Source organism: Pseudoalteromonas sp. US3C1013, from assembly GCF_048401115.1.
GTDB classification, from domain to species: Bacteria; Pseudomonadota; Gammaproteobacteria; order Enterobacterales; family Alteromonadaceae; genus Pseudoalteromonas; species Pseudoalteromonas undina.
The window spans coordinates 2642720-2658738 of the sequence record NZ_CP183075.1 but is presented as its reverse complement, the minus strand read 5'-3'; the positions used below and the strand labels follow the sequence as shown (position 1 = coordinate 2658738).

The window sequence follows — 16019 nt, the reverse complement described above, 5'->3', positions numbered from 1 at the left end:
TTAAGGGCGCTTACCACAATGGCGACAAAACAAGTGTGAGCTGCGTTTATTAAGCTCCGCTTTTATCGCTTTATTAGCCTCTAACTTACTTAATCCAAGTTTGTAGCGAAGATCTTCAAGGTGATGTAATTGCTCGTCGGAGAGTTTTCCATCGGTTATTTGCTCATGGGTGGCATCTTCAAATAACTGACGACGTTTACGAACCTGCTCTGAAAAGCTCGATGCTAATAAACCTGTGGGTATAGCCACCATGCCCATGCTTACTAGAGTGATAACACCACCAAACAGCTTACCAATGGGTGTTATTGGCACAACATCACCATAGCCTACAGTCGTAAGTGTTGCCATTGCCCACCACATTGCGGCCGGAATTGAGCCAAACTTGTCTGGTTGAATGTCATGTTCTAATAAATAAATACCGCATGAAGCTAAAATAAGTACTACTGCCATAATAAAAAATGCAGCCAACAATGAACTTGATTCATCAATAAATGCCTGTAATAACAGTTGCATTGCCCGTGAATAACGAGTGAGCTTAAATACTCTTAATAAACGTAGTACGCGTAAAAAACGTAAGTCTAAAGCAAAGAAAAACATTAATAGGCTTGGCAAAATGGCGATTAAATCGATGATAGCCAGTGGTGATAAAATATAGCGGATCCGCTTTTGTGTATTGGAGCAATCCATAGAGGCGTATTTTACTCTATCTACACAGGTCCAAGCACGTATTAGGTATTCAGCACTAAATATGGCAACCGATACCAGCTCTAACATTAAAAATTCGTTGTAGTACGCAGTGGCAATGCTGTGCACTGATTCGAGTACGATGGCCACCACATTTATCATAATAATAGTGATTAGTAGGGCATCTAAAAAGTGACCGGCCCGTTGGTACTTACCTGAAGATTCAAATACTTGGTTGATGGTTTGTCTAAGTTTCTGCATAATAATTATTATAATGTGAGTAACATATTGATACTGCCTTCTTCAAAATCACGACTAATTTTAAATCCGAGTTTACGAGCCAGCTCAATCATGCCAGTGTTTTCAGGTAGGGTGATCCCCTCAACGGTTTTTACCCCTTGGCGCTTACAATGAGAAATTGCTGCATTCATTAAAATACGTCCTAATCCAAGCCCTTGGCAATCAGAACGTACTACAATAGCAAACTCTGCTTGTAAGTTATCTGGGTCCATAATCACTCGTGAAACCCCTAGGGTGTGCTGTTGCTCGTCTTGTGTTTGGGTAACAATAAACGCCATTTCGCGGTCGTAATCAATTTGCGTCATTTTCGCGAGTTGATCGTGGTTAAATTGTGGTAACTCACCAAAAAAGCGTTTATACCTATCTTCTTTGGTTAATGACTGGTCAAACGCTTGATGTGCTTGCTCATCTTCAGGTTTGATTGGTCTGAGCGTTGCTAAGGTATTATTTTTTAAAGTGACTTGTTCAACCAGCTCAATAGGGTAAGGACGAATAGATAAACGTTTTCGATGTGCTTGAGCCTGATACTGATTCAAATTCATGGTGGCATCAAGTACTAAAAACTGGCCATTACTAGCTAGAATAGGATTTAGCTCTAACGAGGTGATATCCGGTTGATCTACGACCAATTGAGAAATTCGAGTTAGTAGTGAACACAAGCGATATTTATCTACTTTTTCTGGCAGAACACGATCTTTAAGTACGCCTTTATCATGGGCGGCGGCAATTAAATATTTAGCTAGGTTCATATTCAGTGGTGGCAAAGCGACTGCGGCTTGTGCATATTCAAGCCCTGTACCGGCTTCACCTAATAAAATAACCGGCCCAAAATTAGGCTCTGTTTTAATGGCTATACGCAGCTCGTTAGCTCCCGCTCGAGGTGCCATTTTTTGTAATGAAAAACCATCAATTATGGCATCAGGGTAGGTGTTCTTTATTCTTAACAGCATGGCAAATGCGGTTTGCTCTACCTCTTGCGCATCATTGAGGTTTAGTACGACACCGCCGACTTCAGACTTAGAGGGAATACTGGGGCTAATTAATTTCAATGCCACCGGAAAGCCCAGCTCTATTGCTTGCTCTTTGGCTTCGGTTGGAGTGTAGGCAACTTCAGTTTGAATACAGTCAATGCCGTAACTACTTAAAATATGACTTGCTTGATGGGTTGATAAGTAATGTTGTTCATCATTTAAAAACTCTTTTATAGTCGCTTTCGCTGCTGCTTTATTAATAGTGGCATCGTCAGTATTTGATTCTGGCGTTTGAGTTAAATGCTTTTGGTTACGACGGTAGCTTACTAAGTGCATAAAGGCGCCTACCGCCCCTTCTGGGGTACGATAGGTAGGGATGGCGTTATTAGCGCAGATGCGTCTTGCAGCAAAAGCAGCATCTTCTCCCATAAAATTAGTAATTACATACGGGCGTGCCATTTTCGGTAATTTATTTAGTGCCTCAACAATAACCTGAGCGTAATTTTCACTTGGGGCCAAAGCCGATGGAGTGTGGATGATCAGTAAGTTTTTAACTTCTTTAGCATTTAGTAATATTTCTAACGCATGCTTATAACGCACTGGCGCAGAATCGCCAAAAATATCGACCGGATTGGCAGCGGTGTCTGAATGCGGGATCACTTTATTAAGTGCTTCGCGAGTTTCATCACTGAGCTGAGCAAGTTTTCCTGAACTTTGAATGAGTTCATCAACGGCCATCACTCCAGGGCCGCCACCATTGGTTAATATGGTAAGTTGCTCTACTTGCAGTAACTTAGGATGCATTGCCAAGGTTTGGGTGGCGGCAAAGAGCTCACGTAAGTCGTTTACTCTTAGCATACCCGCACGTTGAAACATGGCATCATATACCGCATCTGAGCTTTGTTTTCCGCCGGTGTGTATTTCAGCGGCGAGAGCCCCTGCGCTGGTTCTGCCAGTTTTAATAGCAATAACAGGTTTAGAAAATGCGGCTGCTCGAGCGGCAGAAATAAAGCTGCGGATATCATCAATATTATCGATGTACAGTAAGATGGCTTTGGTTTTAGCATCACGGCCTAAAAAGTCGAGTATTTCGTCAAACTCAATATCTAAACAATCCCCCATAGATACAAAGTATGAAAAGCCAATTTCTTTATTTTTTGCCCAATCGAGAATAGTTGAGCAAACTGCTGCAGATTGCGATACAAAAGCCAGTTTACCTGGCGTGGCAACAGTATGAGAAAAGCTTGCATTTAAGCCTATATGCGGAATAAGTAACCCTAAGCAATTTGAGCCAAGCAGGGTGACTTTATGCTTAGCTGCGCTCTCTTTGAGTGCCTTTTTTTGAACTGTGGTTAAGCCATCCGCAATAATAATGGCACTATGACAGCCAAGCGTACCTAGCTGCTCAATAATTTTCATTAAGGTGTTTTTATTGGTACAGATAACGGCTAAATCAGGCACTTTAGGTAAGGCTTCAATACTGGGGTAAGCCAATACGCCGTGTACCGCTGTATGATTTGGGGTAACGGGCATAATAGGCCCTTTAAAGCCACCTTGCAGTAAGTTACGCATTACCACATTACCCGCGCGAGTGGCGATGTTTGAAGCCCCAATAACAGCGACAGAGCTTGGGTTAAAAAACTGGTTAATACGTTTTAGACTCATTGCGTTTCCTTGGCTGATTAAGTTTTGCGTTCTGTACTGTCTCAATGTAACCTGTTTATTGTGTTTTTTCGAGCGTGAACATGCTTATTATTGATATTGGTCAAGGAGAGTGAAGTGAATAAAATATCGAATGTAACCGTTGTTATGGCAGCAGTTTGTTTAAGCATCGGCTTAATTGCATTGGGCTTTATCATCAAAGGAGCCGCACTTGATATTAAAGGCATGGAGCGCACTGTTCAGGTAAAAGGCTTAGCAGAGCGTGAAGTGGTCGCTGATACTGTTATTTGGCCGCTGCAGTTTAATGACGCCGATAACAACCTTGAAAAGCTTGTTGAGCGAGTTGAGCAAAAAAACGATGCCGTAATTGCCTTTTTAAAGCTACATGGCTTTGACGATGAGGAAATATCGACAGGCACTCAATCTATTATTGATAAGCAAGCGCGTGAATACGCGAACGACAATCAAAAGTTTAGATACGTTATTAGCTCAAATATTATTGTTTACTCTAATGCCCCCGATAAAGTTAAAAACGCACTGAGTAAAGTGAGTCAGTTAGCTAAACAAAATATAGCCATAGTCCAAGATAACTATCAAACTCGTATTGAATATATTTTTACTGGGCTTAACGATATAAAACCTGCCATGGTGCAAGAGGCCACAGAAAAAGCCCGTGAAGTAGCAAATAAATTCGCGAAAGATTCAAACTCCCTTTTAGGTAAAATTAAAACCGCACGCCAAGGGCAGTTTAGTATTAGCGATCGGGATTCAAACACACCGCAAATTAAAAATGTACGCGTGGTTACCAGCGTAGAATATTACTTATCAGATTAGTGCCACTACTTGTTCAGTAGAGCGCTGTAAATATGCGGCGCTCAACAGTAAGGTAATTTCGCCTGGGGGATTATTTTTTAATGCCTCAAGCAATTGTAATTTTGCTCTAGGATTTTGTTTTTGTTCTATTTCCATTAATGCCAGTAAGGCTGAAAACTCATGCTTTACCGGAATGTTGGGCTTATGTGCATAAACGATATAGCTGGCCACAGGAGTCAGCCCGTGCTGATTGGTTTGCGCCAATGCATGCAGTAACTCTTCATTAGATTCAAATAACATTAACGAGCGAACATAGTTAAAAGGCAACTGGCTTGGCGCTGCGTGCTTGAACACATTATGTAACACGTTATTGTCGTGGCTATCTGTACTAATAAAGCCTTTATTTAATTTTAATGCAGGCGTAAAAAAGCTCAGTGCATCTAAACTGGTTAGCTGTTCAATAAACTGTGTTGGTGGCGTATTGCTCGCTAAAATTCGCACGGCAATATTTTGCATAAAATCGTATTTAATACTCATGCGTAACGCGCTTTCAAACAGATAATTAAGCTGCATCACTTTTTGAGCGTCAGTGAGCTTTTTAAAGTCGTTATCAAGCTCATCAAACTGTTGTTGTTTAATACGCGCATTGAGTAGCTGTATGCTTAGATCCATTCTGTTCTCCTTGAATACCTACTTTATCCTAGCTTAATTTTTTGCTTTATAAAACAAAAGGCCGCAATTGCGACCTTTTATATGTTTAAGTAGTTACTTGATAATTAAGCTTGTTTGCTAGCAACCCACTCATCAACAAAGTTTTCTAGTACGTTTAATGGTACAGGGCCATTTTTAAGCACTACGTCGTGGAATTGACGAATGTCAAACTTGTCGCCAAGCTGCTTTTTAGCCGCTTCACGTAGTTCTAAAATTTTCAGCATACCCACTTTGTAAGCCGTTGCTTGTGATGGCATTACAATATGACGCTCAACCATTTTTACACCGTCAGAAGTGGCGTTAGGAGTGTTGTTAACGTAGTAATCAATACCTTCTTGGCGAGTCCACTTCATTGCGTGAATACCGGTATCAACCACTAGACGACAGGCACGCCATAACTCCATAGCTAAACGACCAAAATCTGAATACGGGTCTTCGTAAAGGCCCATTTCTTTTGGTAGTAACTCTGAGTATAAACCCCAACCTTCAATGTAGGCTGTGTAACCACCAAACTTACGGAACTTAGGCACGCCTTCCAGCTCTTGTGAAATAGCAATTTGCATGTGATGACCCGGAATACCCTCATGGTAAGCGAGAGCTTCCATTTGGTAAGTTGGCATTGCTTCCATGTCATAGAGGTTGGCATAGTAAATACCTGGGCGAGAACCATCTGGCGCAGGTTGTTGATAAAACGCTTTACCTGCCGCTTTTTCACGGAAAGCTTCAACACGTTTTACTATCATGTCGGCTTTTGGTTTTACAATAAACAGCTCATCTAAGCGTGTTTTCATGTTATCAATTAAGCCTTTAGCCTCACTTAGGTATTGCGCTTTACCCGCTTCAGTATTAGCAAGGTAAAATTGCTTGTCGGTTTTCATAAACTGCATAAAGGCGTTTAAGTCACCCTCAAAACCAACTTTATCTTTGATGGCACGCATTTCATCATGAATACGTGACACTTCGGCAAGGCCAATGGCATGAATTTCTTTTGCTGTAAGGTCTGTCGTGGTAGTGCGTTTAAGCGCGTTATTGTAAAACGCTTCGCCATCAGGGAATTTCCAAGCACCGTCACGGTCATCAGCACGCTTTTCTAGCTGTGCAATGTAGTTAATTAACTTAGAGTAAGCAGGTTTAACTGCTGTTTTTAATGCATCAGTCGCTTTACTAATAAGTGCATCTTTTTCAGCTTGGTCGATTTCTAATGCATTTACTTTACGTTTAAAGTCAGCTAATAGCGTAGAATCTTCACCTTGTTCAAACGGCGCACCTTTAATGATGTTTTTGCTTGAATCAATCACGTGTGGAAATACAAATTTAGGTGCAATAATGTTTTTATCGGCGCGAATTTCTAAGCCGGTAATCAGTTGATCGAATACACCCGGTACCCCATTTAAACGGGCAATGTAATCGTTGGCTTCTTTTACGTTGCTAATTTGATGCTGGTTAATTAAAAAAGCCGGCACCATAGAATGTGTACCAAACATTTGGTTTACTGGGTAGTTATGGTAACGCCATTTAAAATCAGCAATGCTGGCTTCTAAATCTTGTTTTTTTAAATCATAACTTACTTGAGTAGCTGCATCTAATTGCGCACGGTCAATGCTGTTGAGCGTAACCAAATCGGCTTTAGTTTGTGCCAAGTCTTTTAGCGCTTTTTCTTCGCTGTTGTCATCCCATTTATCGTAATCTTTTTTGATGCCCATATAGGTTTGATAAACTGGGCTGCTCATTACATCACGATTAAAAGTGTCTTCAAAAAAAGCATTCGCTTTATCAATTTCACTTTGTACAGGTTGAGCTTGAACCGCCGGTGCAGGCGTTGATTGTTGTGTTGCTTGTTGGCAACCGGCAAGCAGTGCCACGCTTACCGTGGCAGCAATTAGAGTAAGTTTACGCATTCGTTTCCCTTTTGTTGTTAGAAACCCATTAGGGTATTTTAATTTTTCATGTATTTACTTTACATGCGTATAACGCCAAAAGCGTTATACGAACAATTCTAGCAGGTCATTTAAAAAGCGATGGCCTTTAAGGCTTACTTGCCAATGGCCGTCTTTTTCTATTAATAAACCTGTGTTAATGGCTTTATTCAAAGCCGCTTGTTGGCTTTGTAATGGCTGATTAGTCAGTGCACTGTAGTCTTCAATCGGGCATGGCTCTGTTAAACGAAAGCGATTCATAAAAAATTCAAACGCTAAGTCGTCTTGTTCTACTTGCCAGCTTTTGTACAAGTAGGGCTTAATAATGTCCATGTAGCCCCGTGGGTGTTTAACCTTTTCAGTGCGTGTTATCACCCCTGTTTTCGCATCAGTAACCTTACCATGGGCGCCACAGCCAATACCAAGATAATCGCCAAACCGCCAATAATTCAAGTTATGTTGGCATTGAAAGCCCGGTTTTGCATATCCTGATATTTCGTATTGCTGATAGCCTGCTTGTGCTAATAATGCTTGGCCTTGTTCTTGAATATCCCATAAGGTTTCATCTTGTGGCAACGTGGGCGGTTTTGAAGCAAATTGCGTATTAGGCTCAATGGTGAGCTGATACCAAGAAATATGTGGTGGGCTCAGGGCAATGATTTGTTTTAAGTCACTTAGTGCGTCATCGAGGGATTGCCCTGGTAAGCCATGCATTAAATCAAGGTTAAAGCTATTCAACCCTGCTTCACTAGCTTGTTGTGCTGCATAACTGGCTTCATCGGCACCATGAATTCGGCCTAAGGCTTTTAACTTATCATTTTGCATGCTTTGCACGCCAATAGAGATACGGTTAATCCCTGCTTTTACATAATCTTTAAAACGGCCAGTTTCGACTGTGCCCGGGTTTGCTTCAAGGGTTATTTCACAGTTATCGCTTAAACCAATTAGGTTATCTATTTCATTGAGTAAACGGGTATATGCCGCGCCGGTTAATAGGCTTGGCGTGCCGCCACCAATAAAAATACTGTGAATTTTTCGCCCTTGTACTAAGTGTAAATCAGCTTTTAAATCGTCAATTAAGTGCTGTACATATTCAGCTTCAGGGATGTCACCTTTTTGCCCGTGGCTATTAAAGTCGCAGTAAGGACATTTTTGCACGCACCAAGGCACGTGCACATATAAACTCAGTGGAGGAAGGTTCACAGGCCGCCTTTGTGTTGTAACTCTTGTAGTAATTTATTAAGTGCTTGTCCACGGTGGCTTAATGCATTCTTCTGCTCTTTTGTAAGCTCTGCACTGGTACAATTTTCTGATGGTACAAAAAAGATAGGATCGTAACCAAAGCCACCTTTACCGTGTTGGCTAAGGGTAATCTCACCTTCCCAGCTAGCACTGCAAATAAGTGGGGTAGGGTCGTCAGCATGACGCATTAGTACCAACACACACCAAAAACGAGCGCTGCGATTAGGGTTATTGCCTAAATCAGCCAGTAATTTATCGATATTATCTTGATCACTTGCGCTATTTCCTGCAAAACGAGCAGAGTAAACACCTGGCGCGCCATTCAGGCCATCAACTTCTAAGCCTGAATCATCTGCAATAGCAGGCAGTCCGGTAATTTTAGCCGCATGTCGCGCTTTAATTATCGCGTTTTCTACAAACGTGGTGCCTGTTTCGGCTACGTCACTGACATTAAGGTCGCTTTGCGGTACAACATTAATATTAAGTGAGCTGAGCATGTTAGCCAGCTCATTCACTTTTCCGGGGTTGCCGGTTGCAAGTACTAAGGTGTTGGTCATATTTAATCTACGTAAAATTTTTGCTTAAACTTTAATGTTTGAAACTGATTACCTTGTTGGATTTCAATTTCAAAACGTAAAATCTCTTCGTTGGTGTAATCTACTTGTGCTAGATAATAAATTGAATCGCCTTCAACGACTTCTTTAAAGTTAAGGGTTTGCTTGTTACCTAATAAGTTTTTAGCGGTACCTTGTAATGTCGCTTTTTGAGCGGCTTTATCTGCATTATTTTTTAATATTGAAATATTAACAATGCCTTTATAGCCACTACGCTCAAGGTCATAAGCTTTAGCTATTTGCGGTTGAATAAACGTTGATGGAAAGGCTATGTAATGAACTTGCCAAGGGCCTAGTTCTTTGTATTGGGCGCCTTGTTCTTGAGCGCTGTGTGCATTAAATGCTAAAGCGAGACAAGCAATAAAACAAAACTTTATTAAACGTTGCATGGTTAACTCCTGAGTATGTAAAAAAGAGGCGCTAGGCCTCTTTTATATTACGTTGTGCTTAAGCTAAAAGGTCCATTAGCAGCATTTGTAAAAACTGAATGCCGATGATCAGTACCAATACCGATAAGTCTAAGCCTCCTAGTGGCGGTAAGATTTTACGGATTGGCTTTAACATTGGCTCAGTAAGCTGATGGAATACCGCTTCAATTGGGTTATAGCCTTGGCTTACCCAGCTTAAAATAGCGCGGATGATTAACACCCAAAAGACTAAATTTAAACCTTCTTTTAAAACAGTTATTAGCGCCTGTATAAGCACAGGTTGAATAGCCCAAGAGCTATAAATAAGCCACATTAATGTACTTATTTTTGCCGCAGCCACTATAAATGCCAGCAACAAAGAGGCTAAATCAAGCCCGCCTAGCCCTGGAATGATTTTTCGCAGCGGGTTAACTGCAAACGAAGTGGCTTTGACCACAAATTGGCTCATCGGGTTGTAAAAGTCGGCTTTTGCCCACTGTAGCCAAAAACGCAGTAGTACCACCATTAAAAACAGATCAAACAAGGTGCTAATTAAAAATTGCATGGCATTCATAGTATAACCTTCAATAAAAAATGGTTTTAAAGTTCTTGTTCCATTTGCACTGCACGCGCAATACACGCATCCATTGCATCACCCACAGTTTGGGTTAAACCTTGCGCTTTTAAATGCTCAACAGCTGCATGCGTGGTACCGCCTTTTGAGGTTACATTGGCGCGCAGTTGCGAAATGCTAATATCTGGTTGGCTAAGTGCCATTTCAGCTGCGCCTAGCGCTGTTTGCTGTACTAAGCGACGCGCGTCTTCATCATTAAAGCCAAGTGCTTTCGCTTTTTCTTCAATCGCTTCCATAAATAAGAAAAAGTAAGCTGGCGATGAGCCTGTCACAGCAATGACATCGTTAATTTGCGATTCTTGCTCTACCCACACAACTATACCTGTACATTCAAAAACTTGTTGTACAAATTCATGTTCGCTTTGCGTTTCGCCAGCGCCATACAAGCCCGATACACCACGGCCAAGTAACGACGGTGTATTTGGCATACAACGCACCATTTTCACATCTTGGCCAAGCATTTCACGTAAGCGTTTAACGGTTAAGCCTGCAGCGACTGAGATAAATAATTTATCACTAAAGTCGATGCCTGAATCTTGAAATGATTGGCACAAGTCGCCCATCATTTGTGGTTTAACAGACAGAACAATGACATCTGCATCGCGCATAGCTTCGTTATTGTCACTGGTGGTTTGCACCTTAAAGTCGGATGCTACCTTGGCTAGTTTTTCTTGGTTGCGGTTAGTTGCAATAATATTGTTTGCGTTAAAGCCGTTTTTTACCATGCCACCAATGATGGCGTAGCTCATATTACCTGTGCCTATAAATGCGATTTTTTTATCTGACATATGTCTGTTATCACCTTTTAAGTTCGTGTTCCAAAAATATCTGTGCCGATCCTCACCATGGTTGAACCTGCCGCTATGGCAGCCTCTACATCGTTACTCATCCCCATCGACAACGTATCTATATGAGGATATTGGGTCTGTAGTTTATCAAAGCAAGTTTGTAATTGCTCAAAATATTGAATTTGCGTGTTAGCATCGTTACTTTTTGCAGGAATAGCCATTAGTCCGCGTAATTTTAACTGTGAACACTGACTTATAAATTGCGCTAGTTGGTCAATCTCTTCTATGGTACAGCCTGATTTAGCATCTTCTGCGCTAATATTAACTTGTATCAGTATATTAAGAGCGGGCATTTCCTGTGGGCGCTGAGCGTTTAAGCGTTTTGCTATCTTTAGTCTATCGACGCTTTGTACCCAGTCAAAATTAGCAGCCACCAAAGCGCTTTTATTTGACTGTATAGGGCCAATGAAATGCCAAACAATATCGCTAAATGTAGCTAGTTGGGCTATTTTATCTACAGCCTCTTGAACATAAGATTCACCAAATTGGCGTTGCCCTTGCTCATATGCTGCCATAATATCAGAGACGGGTTTGGTTTTAGATACTGCAAGTAACGTAATGTCGTTACTATTGCGCTGTGCATTTTGCGCTGCCTCTGCAATTCTAGCGTAGGCGGATGTGAGTCGTTCTGCTATTGTAACCATATATTTATCAGTTAGTTGTGGAGTCATAAATGGATATCACCGAATTATTGGCATTTAGTGTGCAACATAAAGCATCAGATTTGCACTTATCATCAGGGGTGTCACCTATGATACGTGTTGATGGCGATGTGCGACGAATTAATATACCAGCACTTGGAGATAAAGAAGTCAGCAGTCTGGTTTATGACATTATGAACGATAACCAGCGTAAGGACTATGAACAAAATCTCGAAGTGGATTTTTCTTTTGAAGTCCCTAATTTAGCACGTTTTCGTGTAAATGCCTTTAACTCTAATCGTGGTCCTGCTGCCGTGTTTCGTACTATCCCGAGTGATGTATTGACACTTGAAGATTTGGGCGCGCCGGAAATATTCAAACAAATTTCAGATAACCCACGAGGCTTAGTATTAGTTACCGGCCCTACAGGCTCAGGTAAGTCGACTACACTCGCAGCCATGGTGGACTATATAAATCAAAATAAACATCATCATGTACTGACCATTGAAGATCCTATCGAATTTGTGCACGATAATAAACTCAGCTTAATTAACCAGCGTGAAGTTCACCGCGATACACATAGTTTTTCTAATGCCTTGCGAAGTGCATTGCGTGAAGACCCTGATGTTATTTTGGTTGGTGAGTTACGAGATCTAGAAACTATTCGCCTTGCTATGACTGCTGCTGAAACTGGTCACTTAGTGTTTGGCACTTTGCATACCACGTCGGCACCTAAAACCATTGACCGTATTATTGATGTATTCCCTGGTGAAGAAAAAGACATGATCCGCTCTATGCTTTCTGAATCATTGCGTGCGGTTATCTCACAAACACTGATCAAGAAGGTCGGTGGAGGGCGAGTGGCTGCACACGAAATTATGTTGGCAACGCCTGCTATTCGTAACTTAATTCGTGAAGATAAAATTGCTCAAATGTACTCATCGATTCAAACCGGTGCGTCGCAGGGCATGCAAACCATGGATCAATGTTTAACGAATCTAGTTAACCGAGGCATTATCACTCACTCAGCGGCGTATACAAAAGCACAAGATAAGACGCAGTTTAGCGCTTAAGGAATTATTATGACTTTATCTCTAAATCACTTTTTACAAATAATGATCGACAAAAAAGGCTCTGATCTATTTGTATCAAGCCAGCTGCCTATTAGCGCTAAAATTAATGGCGAGCTGATACCTCTTAATGATGACAAACTAACCGATGAGCAAGCGCTGGAATTAGTTGAATCAGCGATGAGTGAAAAGCAAAAGGCAGAGTTTCATAGCACCAAAGAGTGTAACTTTGCAATTGCAACCAGCGAAGGGCGCTTTCGTATTTCGGCTTTTTGGCAACGTGACAGAGCAGGGATGGTTATTCGCCGGATTGTGACCCAAATACCTGATGTAAAAGAGCTGGGATTGCCCTCAGTACTTACTGATGTGATTATGTCAAAGCGAGGCCTGGTATTATTTGTAGGTGGTACGGGAACCGGTAAATCAACATCACTGGCAGCACTGGTTGGTTATAGAAATCGCCATCAGCGCGGGCATATTCTAACCATAGAAGATCCAATTGAATTTGTGCATGAGCACCAAAAAAGTATTATTACCCAACGTGAAGTGGGCTTAGATACAGAAAGCTTTGAGTCAGCACTAAAAAGCTCTTTACGCCAAGCGCCAGATGTTATTTTGATTGGTGAAATTCGATCGCAAGAAACTATGGAGTATGCGTTAAGCTTTGCAGAAACAGGTCATTTATGTGTTGCCACCTTACATGCTAACAATGCTAACCAAGCTATTGATCGTATTATGCACTTAGTGCCAAAAGAGAAGCACGATAAGCTTAAATATGATTTAGCATTAAACTTACGCGCTATTATTGCCCAGCAGCTTATCCCTACCTCTGATGGTGAGGGACGTGCTGCTGCTATAGAGGTATTATTGAATACGCCAATGGTGAGTGAGCTGATTAAAAACGGTAACATTGGTGGTATTAAAGAAACTATGGCCAAATCAACTGAAATGGGCATGCAGACCTTTGACCAAGCGCTGTTTGAGCTTTACAGACAGCAACGGATTAACTATGCCGATGCACTTCATCATGCAGACTCGCCAAATGATTTACGTTTAATGATAAAACTACGTAATAACGAGCAGCAAGGGGCAGGCTTTTTGCAAGGTGTAACCATTGATGGCCTTGATGATAAAGGTAATATTACCTAAGGACAATTAACTCGTTGCTGCCTACATGGATGTAAGCCAGTAGAACAACGTAGGAGCAATTATCGAACCCACTAGGTTACAAACCTCGCGCCGCGATTAAATTGCCCCTAGTTTGAACGAGTTTTAATCCGTAAAGACTAACAGACCCTAGTCAAAATCCACGCATAAAAAAAGCGCTTTAAGCGCTTTTTTTGTTAAATCAATTTATTCGCCATAACTGGCTTCAAAAAAGCTCTCTAGGATGATCACCGCAGACATATTATCTACGTTGCCTTTACCTAAGTTTTTATAACCACCACGTTCAAACAACCGTGCTTTAGCATCAGCGGTAGTTAAGCGTTCATCTTGAGTATGAACCGCAATACCGTAATGATTATGCAATCGATTGGCGAACTTTTTGGCTTTAAAGGTGACCTCTTGAGAAGTGCCATCCATATTAAGCGGTAAGCCAACCACCATTAAGTCAGGTTGCCACTCTTTTACCTGCACAGCAATGTCATCCCAATTAGGGATGCCATCTTGAGCTTTCACCGCTTTCAAACTGGTGGCGCTGCCTGTCAATTCTTGACCAATTGCGATACCAATGCTCTTAGTACCAAAATCAAATCCCATTACGGTGCGCTCACCTTGCGGTTTTACAGTTTTTTTAGTCATGTTTGTCTTTTATGTTATTAGGCATGTCCAACTTCAGGGCTTAATTGGCTAACATCAAAACCAAGCATAGAGACTGCCATTTCCCAGCGCTTTTCCACTGGGGTATCAAAAATTATTTTAGGGTCGGCTTTTATAATCAACCAGCTATTATCAAGTAGCTCTTGTTCTAGCTGGCCTTGCTCCCAACCTGAGTAACCTAAGGTAATTATAAATTGCTCGGGTGCTTGAGCAGTAGTTAATGTGGCTAATACATCTTTTGAGGTAGTGATCATAATATCACTACTCAACTTTTGGCTTGCCGAATACCCCGGTTTTGGTGAATGTAGTACAAAGCCACGATCCGTTTTTACCGGCCCGCCAGCATACACTGTCACTTGCGCAGCATGTTGCGACTTATCGTTATCAATATCAATTTTGTCGAGTAGCTCACCTACGGTAACATCAATCGGCTGATTGATAACAAGTCCCATAGCGCCTTCTTCATTGTGTTCACAAATATAAGTGACCGCACGTTTAAAAAAAGGGTCTTGCATTGATGGCATTGCGATTAAAAAATGATTTTCTAATGACTGCATAATTTTTACCCTTTTAGTTATTGAATCTTGAGTATGGCATAGTCCCATGTTTTAACACTAAAATTTATTCAACTTTAAGCGGTGACTATAGAAGCGCCACTGCTTAAATTTTGTTATGGCTTTAATATTATTTACTAAGCTTTCTCTCTATAGCATCAAATAAAATACCGGTAATAGAAATCTCGTAAGCGGCCTCAATTTCTTTAACACAGGTTGGTGCTGTTACGTTAATTTCAGTTAACTTATCGCCAATGATATCTAAGCCAACAAATATTAAGCCTTTTTCTTTCAATGTAGGGGCAACTGCTTGAGCAATTTTAAGATCTGACTCACTAATTGGGCGTGCTTCACCACGTCCGCCGGCGGCTAAGTTACCGCGCGTTTCGCCGTTTTGTGGGATACGCGCTAAACAATAAGGAATAACTTCACCATCAACAACCAATACGCGCTTGTCACCTTGAGTGATCTCTTCAATGTAATTTTGCGCCATCGCAAAGCGACTGCCATGCTCAGTTAAGGTTTCGCATATTACGCCAATATTGGCATCATCTGCTTTTACTCTAAAAATAGAAGCACCACCCATACCATCCAGTGGTTTTAAAATAATATCTTTGTGCTCGGCTAAAAATTCACGGATTTGCTTTTGGCTGCGCGTAACTAACGTATCAGGTGTATGCTCACTAAACCAAGCGGTAAATAGTTTTTCATTGGCGTCACGCAAGCTCTGTGGCTTATTAATAACTAAAGTACCCGCTTGCTCAGCACGTTCTAAAATATAGGTTGCGTAAATATATTCAGTATCAAAAGGCGGATCTTTACGCATTAAAATAACGTCTATGTCAGCCAGTGCAATGGTGGTTTTTTCTTCAAGTTGGTACCACTTTTCTGCGTTATCAAAAACCTGTGCTTTGGCTGCAGTAGCGTAGGCATTGCCTTGACGCAGCGATAAATCATCCATTTCCATGTAGTAAATTTCGTAGCCACGGGTTTGCGCTTGCATCATCATTGCAAAACCGGTGTCTTTTTTAATATTAAATCCACTAATAGGATCTGAAATAATACCTAACTTAATTGCCATGCGCTGTGCCTTAGTTTATGTGTTTTTTACAACTGTAATCTTGATATGTG

16 protein-coding genes are annotated in these 16019 nt (G+C 41.3%); 3 read left to right on the top strand and 13 right to left on the bottom strand.

Annotated elements, in window-relative coordinates; genetic code table 11:
- Complete coding sequence (locus ACNSN2_RS12445) at positions 1 to 945, bottom strand: ion transporter (RefSeq protein WP_109874122.1); 945 nt, start codon at positions 943 to 945, stop codon at positions 1 to 3.
- Positions 946 to 953: 8 nt separating this feature from the next.
- The gene (locus ACNSN2_RS12440; protein ID WP_418607572.1) at positions 954 to 3620 is read right to left on the bottom strand and encodes a bifunctional acetate--CoA ligase family protein/GNAT family N-acetyltransferase; all 2667 of its coding nucleotides are present in this window, start codon (positions 3618 to 3620) and stop codon (positions 954 to 956) included.
- A 114-nt stretch (positions 3621 to 3734) separates the two neighbouring features.
- On the opposite strand from ACNSN2_RS12440, the gene ACNSN2_RS12435 reads away from it, so the two are divergent.
- Positions 3735 to 4451: an SIMPL domain-containing protein gene (locus ACNSN2_RS12435; protein ID WP_075169840.1), complete on the top strand. Its 717-nt coding sequence runs from the start codon at positions 3735 to 3737 to the stop codon at positions 4449 to 4451.
- On the opposite strand, the gene ACNSN2_RS12430 is transcribed toward ACNSN2_RS12435, so the two are convergent.
- The 8 genes from ACNSN2_RS12430 to ACNSN2_RS12395 all read right to left on the bottom strand — a co-directional run bounded on the left by ACNSN2_RS12430 (position 4443) and on the right by ACNSN2_RS12395 (position 11473).
- Positions 4443 to 5102, bottom strand: coding sequence for a hypothetical protein (locus tag ACNSN2_RS12430; protein ID WP_418607570.1), 660 nt, complete (start codon positions 5100 to 5102; stop codon positions 4443 to 4445). The genes ACNSN2_RS12435 and ACNSN2_RS12430 overlap by 9 nt on opposite strands.
- 104 nt (positions 5103 to 5206) lie before the next feature.
- Complete coding sequence (locus tag ACNSN2_RS12425; RefSeq protein ID WP_008113341.1) at positions 5207 to 7039, bottom strand: DUF885 domain-containing protein; 1833 nt, start codon at positions 7037 to 7039, stop codon at positions 5207 to 5209.
- An 84-nt stretch (positions 7040 to 7123) separates the two neighbouring features.
- Positions 7124 to 8260, bottom strand: coding sequence for a radical SAM family heme chaperone HemW (gene hemW / locus ACNSN2_RS12420; protein ID WP_138596744.1), 1137 nt, complete (start codon positions 8258 to 8260; stop codon positions 7124 to 7126).
- Positions 8257 to 8856: an XTP/dITP diphosphatase gene (locus ACNSN2_RS12415; RefSeq protein ID WP_418607567.1), complete on the bottom strand. Its 600-nt coding sequence runs from the start codon at positions 8854 to 8856 to the stop codon at positions 8257 to 8259. Before ACNSN2_RS12415 ends, hemW begins: the two co-directional genes overlap by 4 nt.
- Before the next feature lie 2 nt (positions 8857 to 8858).
- Positions 8859 to 9302, bottom strand: a complete 444-nt coding sequence (locus ACNSN2_RS12410; RefSeq protein ID WP_010391596.1) for a DUF4426 domain-containing protein — start codon at positions 9300 to 9302, stop codon at positions 8859 to 8861.
- A 58-nt stretch (positions 9303 to 9360) separates the two neighbouring features.
- Entirely contained in the window at positions 9361 to 9894 is a 534-nt protein-coding gene (locus ACNSN2_RS12405) for a YggT family protein (RefSeq protein ID WP_008113334.1), read from the bottom strand.
- Positions 9895 to 9920: 26 nt separating this feature from the next.
- A complete protein-coding gene (proC, locus tag ACNSN2_RS12400) occupies positions 9921 to 10742 on the bottom strand; it encodes a pyrroline-5-carboxylate reductase (RefSeq protein WP_010391593.1) in 822 nt (273 codons plus the stop codon).
- A gap of 17 nt (positions 10743 to 10759) precedes the next feature.
- On the bottom strand, positions 10760 to 11473 hold the full coding sequence (locus ACNSN2_RS12395; RefSeq protein WP_418607564.1) for a YggS family pyridoxal phosphate-dependent enzyme: 714 nt from the start codon (positions 11471 to 11473) through the stop codon (positions 10760 to 10762).
- A 2-nt stretch (positions 11474 to 11475) separates the two neighbouring features.
- Between ACNSN2_RS12395 and ACNSN2_RS12390 the strand changes: the two genes are divergently transcribed.
- Positions 11476 to 12516: a type IV pilus twitching motility protein PilT gene (locus ACNSN2_RS12390; protein ID WP_010391590.1), complete on the top strand. Its 1041-nt coding sequence runs from the start codon at positions 11476 to 11478 to the stop codon at positions 12514 to 12516.
- Between the two features lie 9 nt (positions 12517 to 12525).
- Positions 12526 to 13662, top strand: coding sequence for a PilT/PilU family type 4a pilus ATPase (locus tag ACNSN2_RS12385; protein ID WP_054201910.1), 1137 nt, complete (start codon positions 12526 to 12528; stop codon positions 13660 to 13662).
- A 204-nt stretch (positions 13663 to 13866) separates the two neighbouring features.
- Here ACNSN2_RS12385 and ruvX read toward each other — a convergent pair whose 3' ends face one another.
- From ruvX to gshB, 3 genes are all read right to left on the bottom strand, one after another.
- Positions 13867 to 14316 (bottom strand): Holliday junction resolvase RuvX, encoded by a 450-nt coding sequence (ruvX, locus tag ACNSN2_RS12380; RefSeq protein ID WP_013465849.1) that lies wholly within the window; start codon positions 14314 to 14316, stop codon positions 13867 to 13869.
- A gap of 17 nt (positions 14317 to 14333) precedes the next feature.
- A complete protein-coding gene (locus tag ACNSN2_RS12375; RefSeq protein WP_418607561.1) occupies positions 14334 to 14891 on the bottom strand; it encodes a YqgE/AlgH family protein in 558 nt (185 codons plus the stop codon).
- Positions 14892 to 15018: 127 nt separating this feature from the next.
- A complete protein-coding gene (gene gshB, locus ACNSN2_RS12370) occupies positions 15019 to 15969 on the bottom strand; it encodes a glutathione synthase (RefSeq protein WP_418607559.1) in 951 nt (316 codons plus the stop codon).
- Positions 15970 to 16019 lie beyond the last annotated feature (50 nt).

Excerpts from the sequence above, each read along its gene's own strand:
- ACNSN2_RS12415 (WP_418607567.1), bottom strand. The coding sequence starts at position 8,856 with ATGACCAACACCTTAGTACTTGCAACCGGCAACCCCGGAAAAGTGAAT.
- ACNSN2_RS12375 (WP_418607561.1), bottom strand. The coding sequence starts at position 14,891 with ATGCAGTCATTAGAAAATCATTTTTTAATCGCAATGCCATCAATGCAA.
- ruvX (WP_013465849.1), bottom strand. The coding sequence starts at position 14,316 with ATGACTAAAAAAACTGTAAAACCGCAAGGTGAGCGCACCGTAATGGGA.
- ACNSN2_RS12410 (WP_010391596.1), bottom strand. The coding sequence starts at position 9,302 with ATGCAACGTTTAATAAAGTTTTGTTTTATTGCTTGTCTCGCTTTAGCA.
- ACNSN2_RS12385 (WP_054201910.1), top strand. The coding sequence starts at position 12,526 with ATGACTTTATCTCTAAATCACTTTTTACAAATAATGATCGACAAAAAA.
- ACNSN2_RS12445 (WP_109874122.1), bottom strand. The coding sequence starts at position 945 with ATGCAGAAACTTAGACAAACCATCAACCAAGTATTTGAATCTTCAGGT.
- ACNSN2_RS12395 (WP_418607564.1), bottom strand. The coding sequence starts at position 11,473 with ATGACTCCACAACTAACTGATAAATATATGGTTACAATAGCAGAACGA.
- gshB (WP_418607559.1), bottom strand. The coding sequence starts at position 15,969 with ATGGCAATTAAGTTAGGTATTATTTCAGATCCTATTAGTGGATTTAAT.
- proC (WP_010391593.1), bottom strand. The coding sequence starts at position 10,742 with ATGTCAGATAAAAAAATCGCATTTATAGGCACAGGTAATATGAGCTAC.
- ACNSN2_RS12405 (WP_008113334.1), bottom strand. The coding sequence starts at position 9,894 with ATGAATGCCATGCAATTTTTAATTAGCACCTTGTTTGATCTGTTTTTA.
- ACNSN2_RS12430 (WP_418607570.1), bottom strand. The coding sequence starts at position 5,102 with ATGGATCTAAGCATACAGCTACTCAATGCGCGTATTAAACAACAACAG.
- ACNSN2_RS12440 (WP_418607572.1), bottom strand. The coding sequence starts at position 3,620 with ATGAGTCTAAAACGTATTAACCAGTTTTTTAACCCAAGCTCTGTCGCT.
- ACNSN2_RS12425 (WP_008113341.1), bottom strand. The coding sequence starts at position 7,039 with ATGCGTAAACTTACTCTAATTGCTGCCACGGTAAGCGTGGCACTGCTT.
- ACNSN2_RS12390 (WP_010391590.1), top strand. The coding sequence starts at position 11,476 with ATGGATATCACCGAATTATTGGCATTTAGTGTGCAACATAAAGCATCA.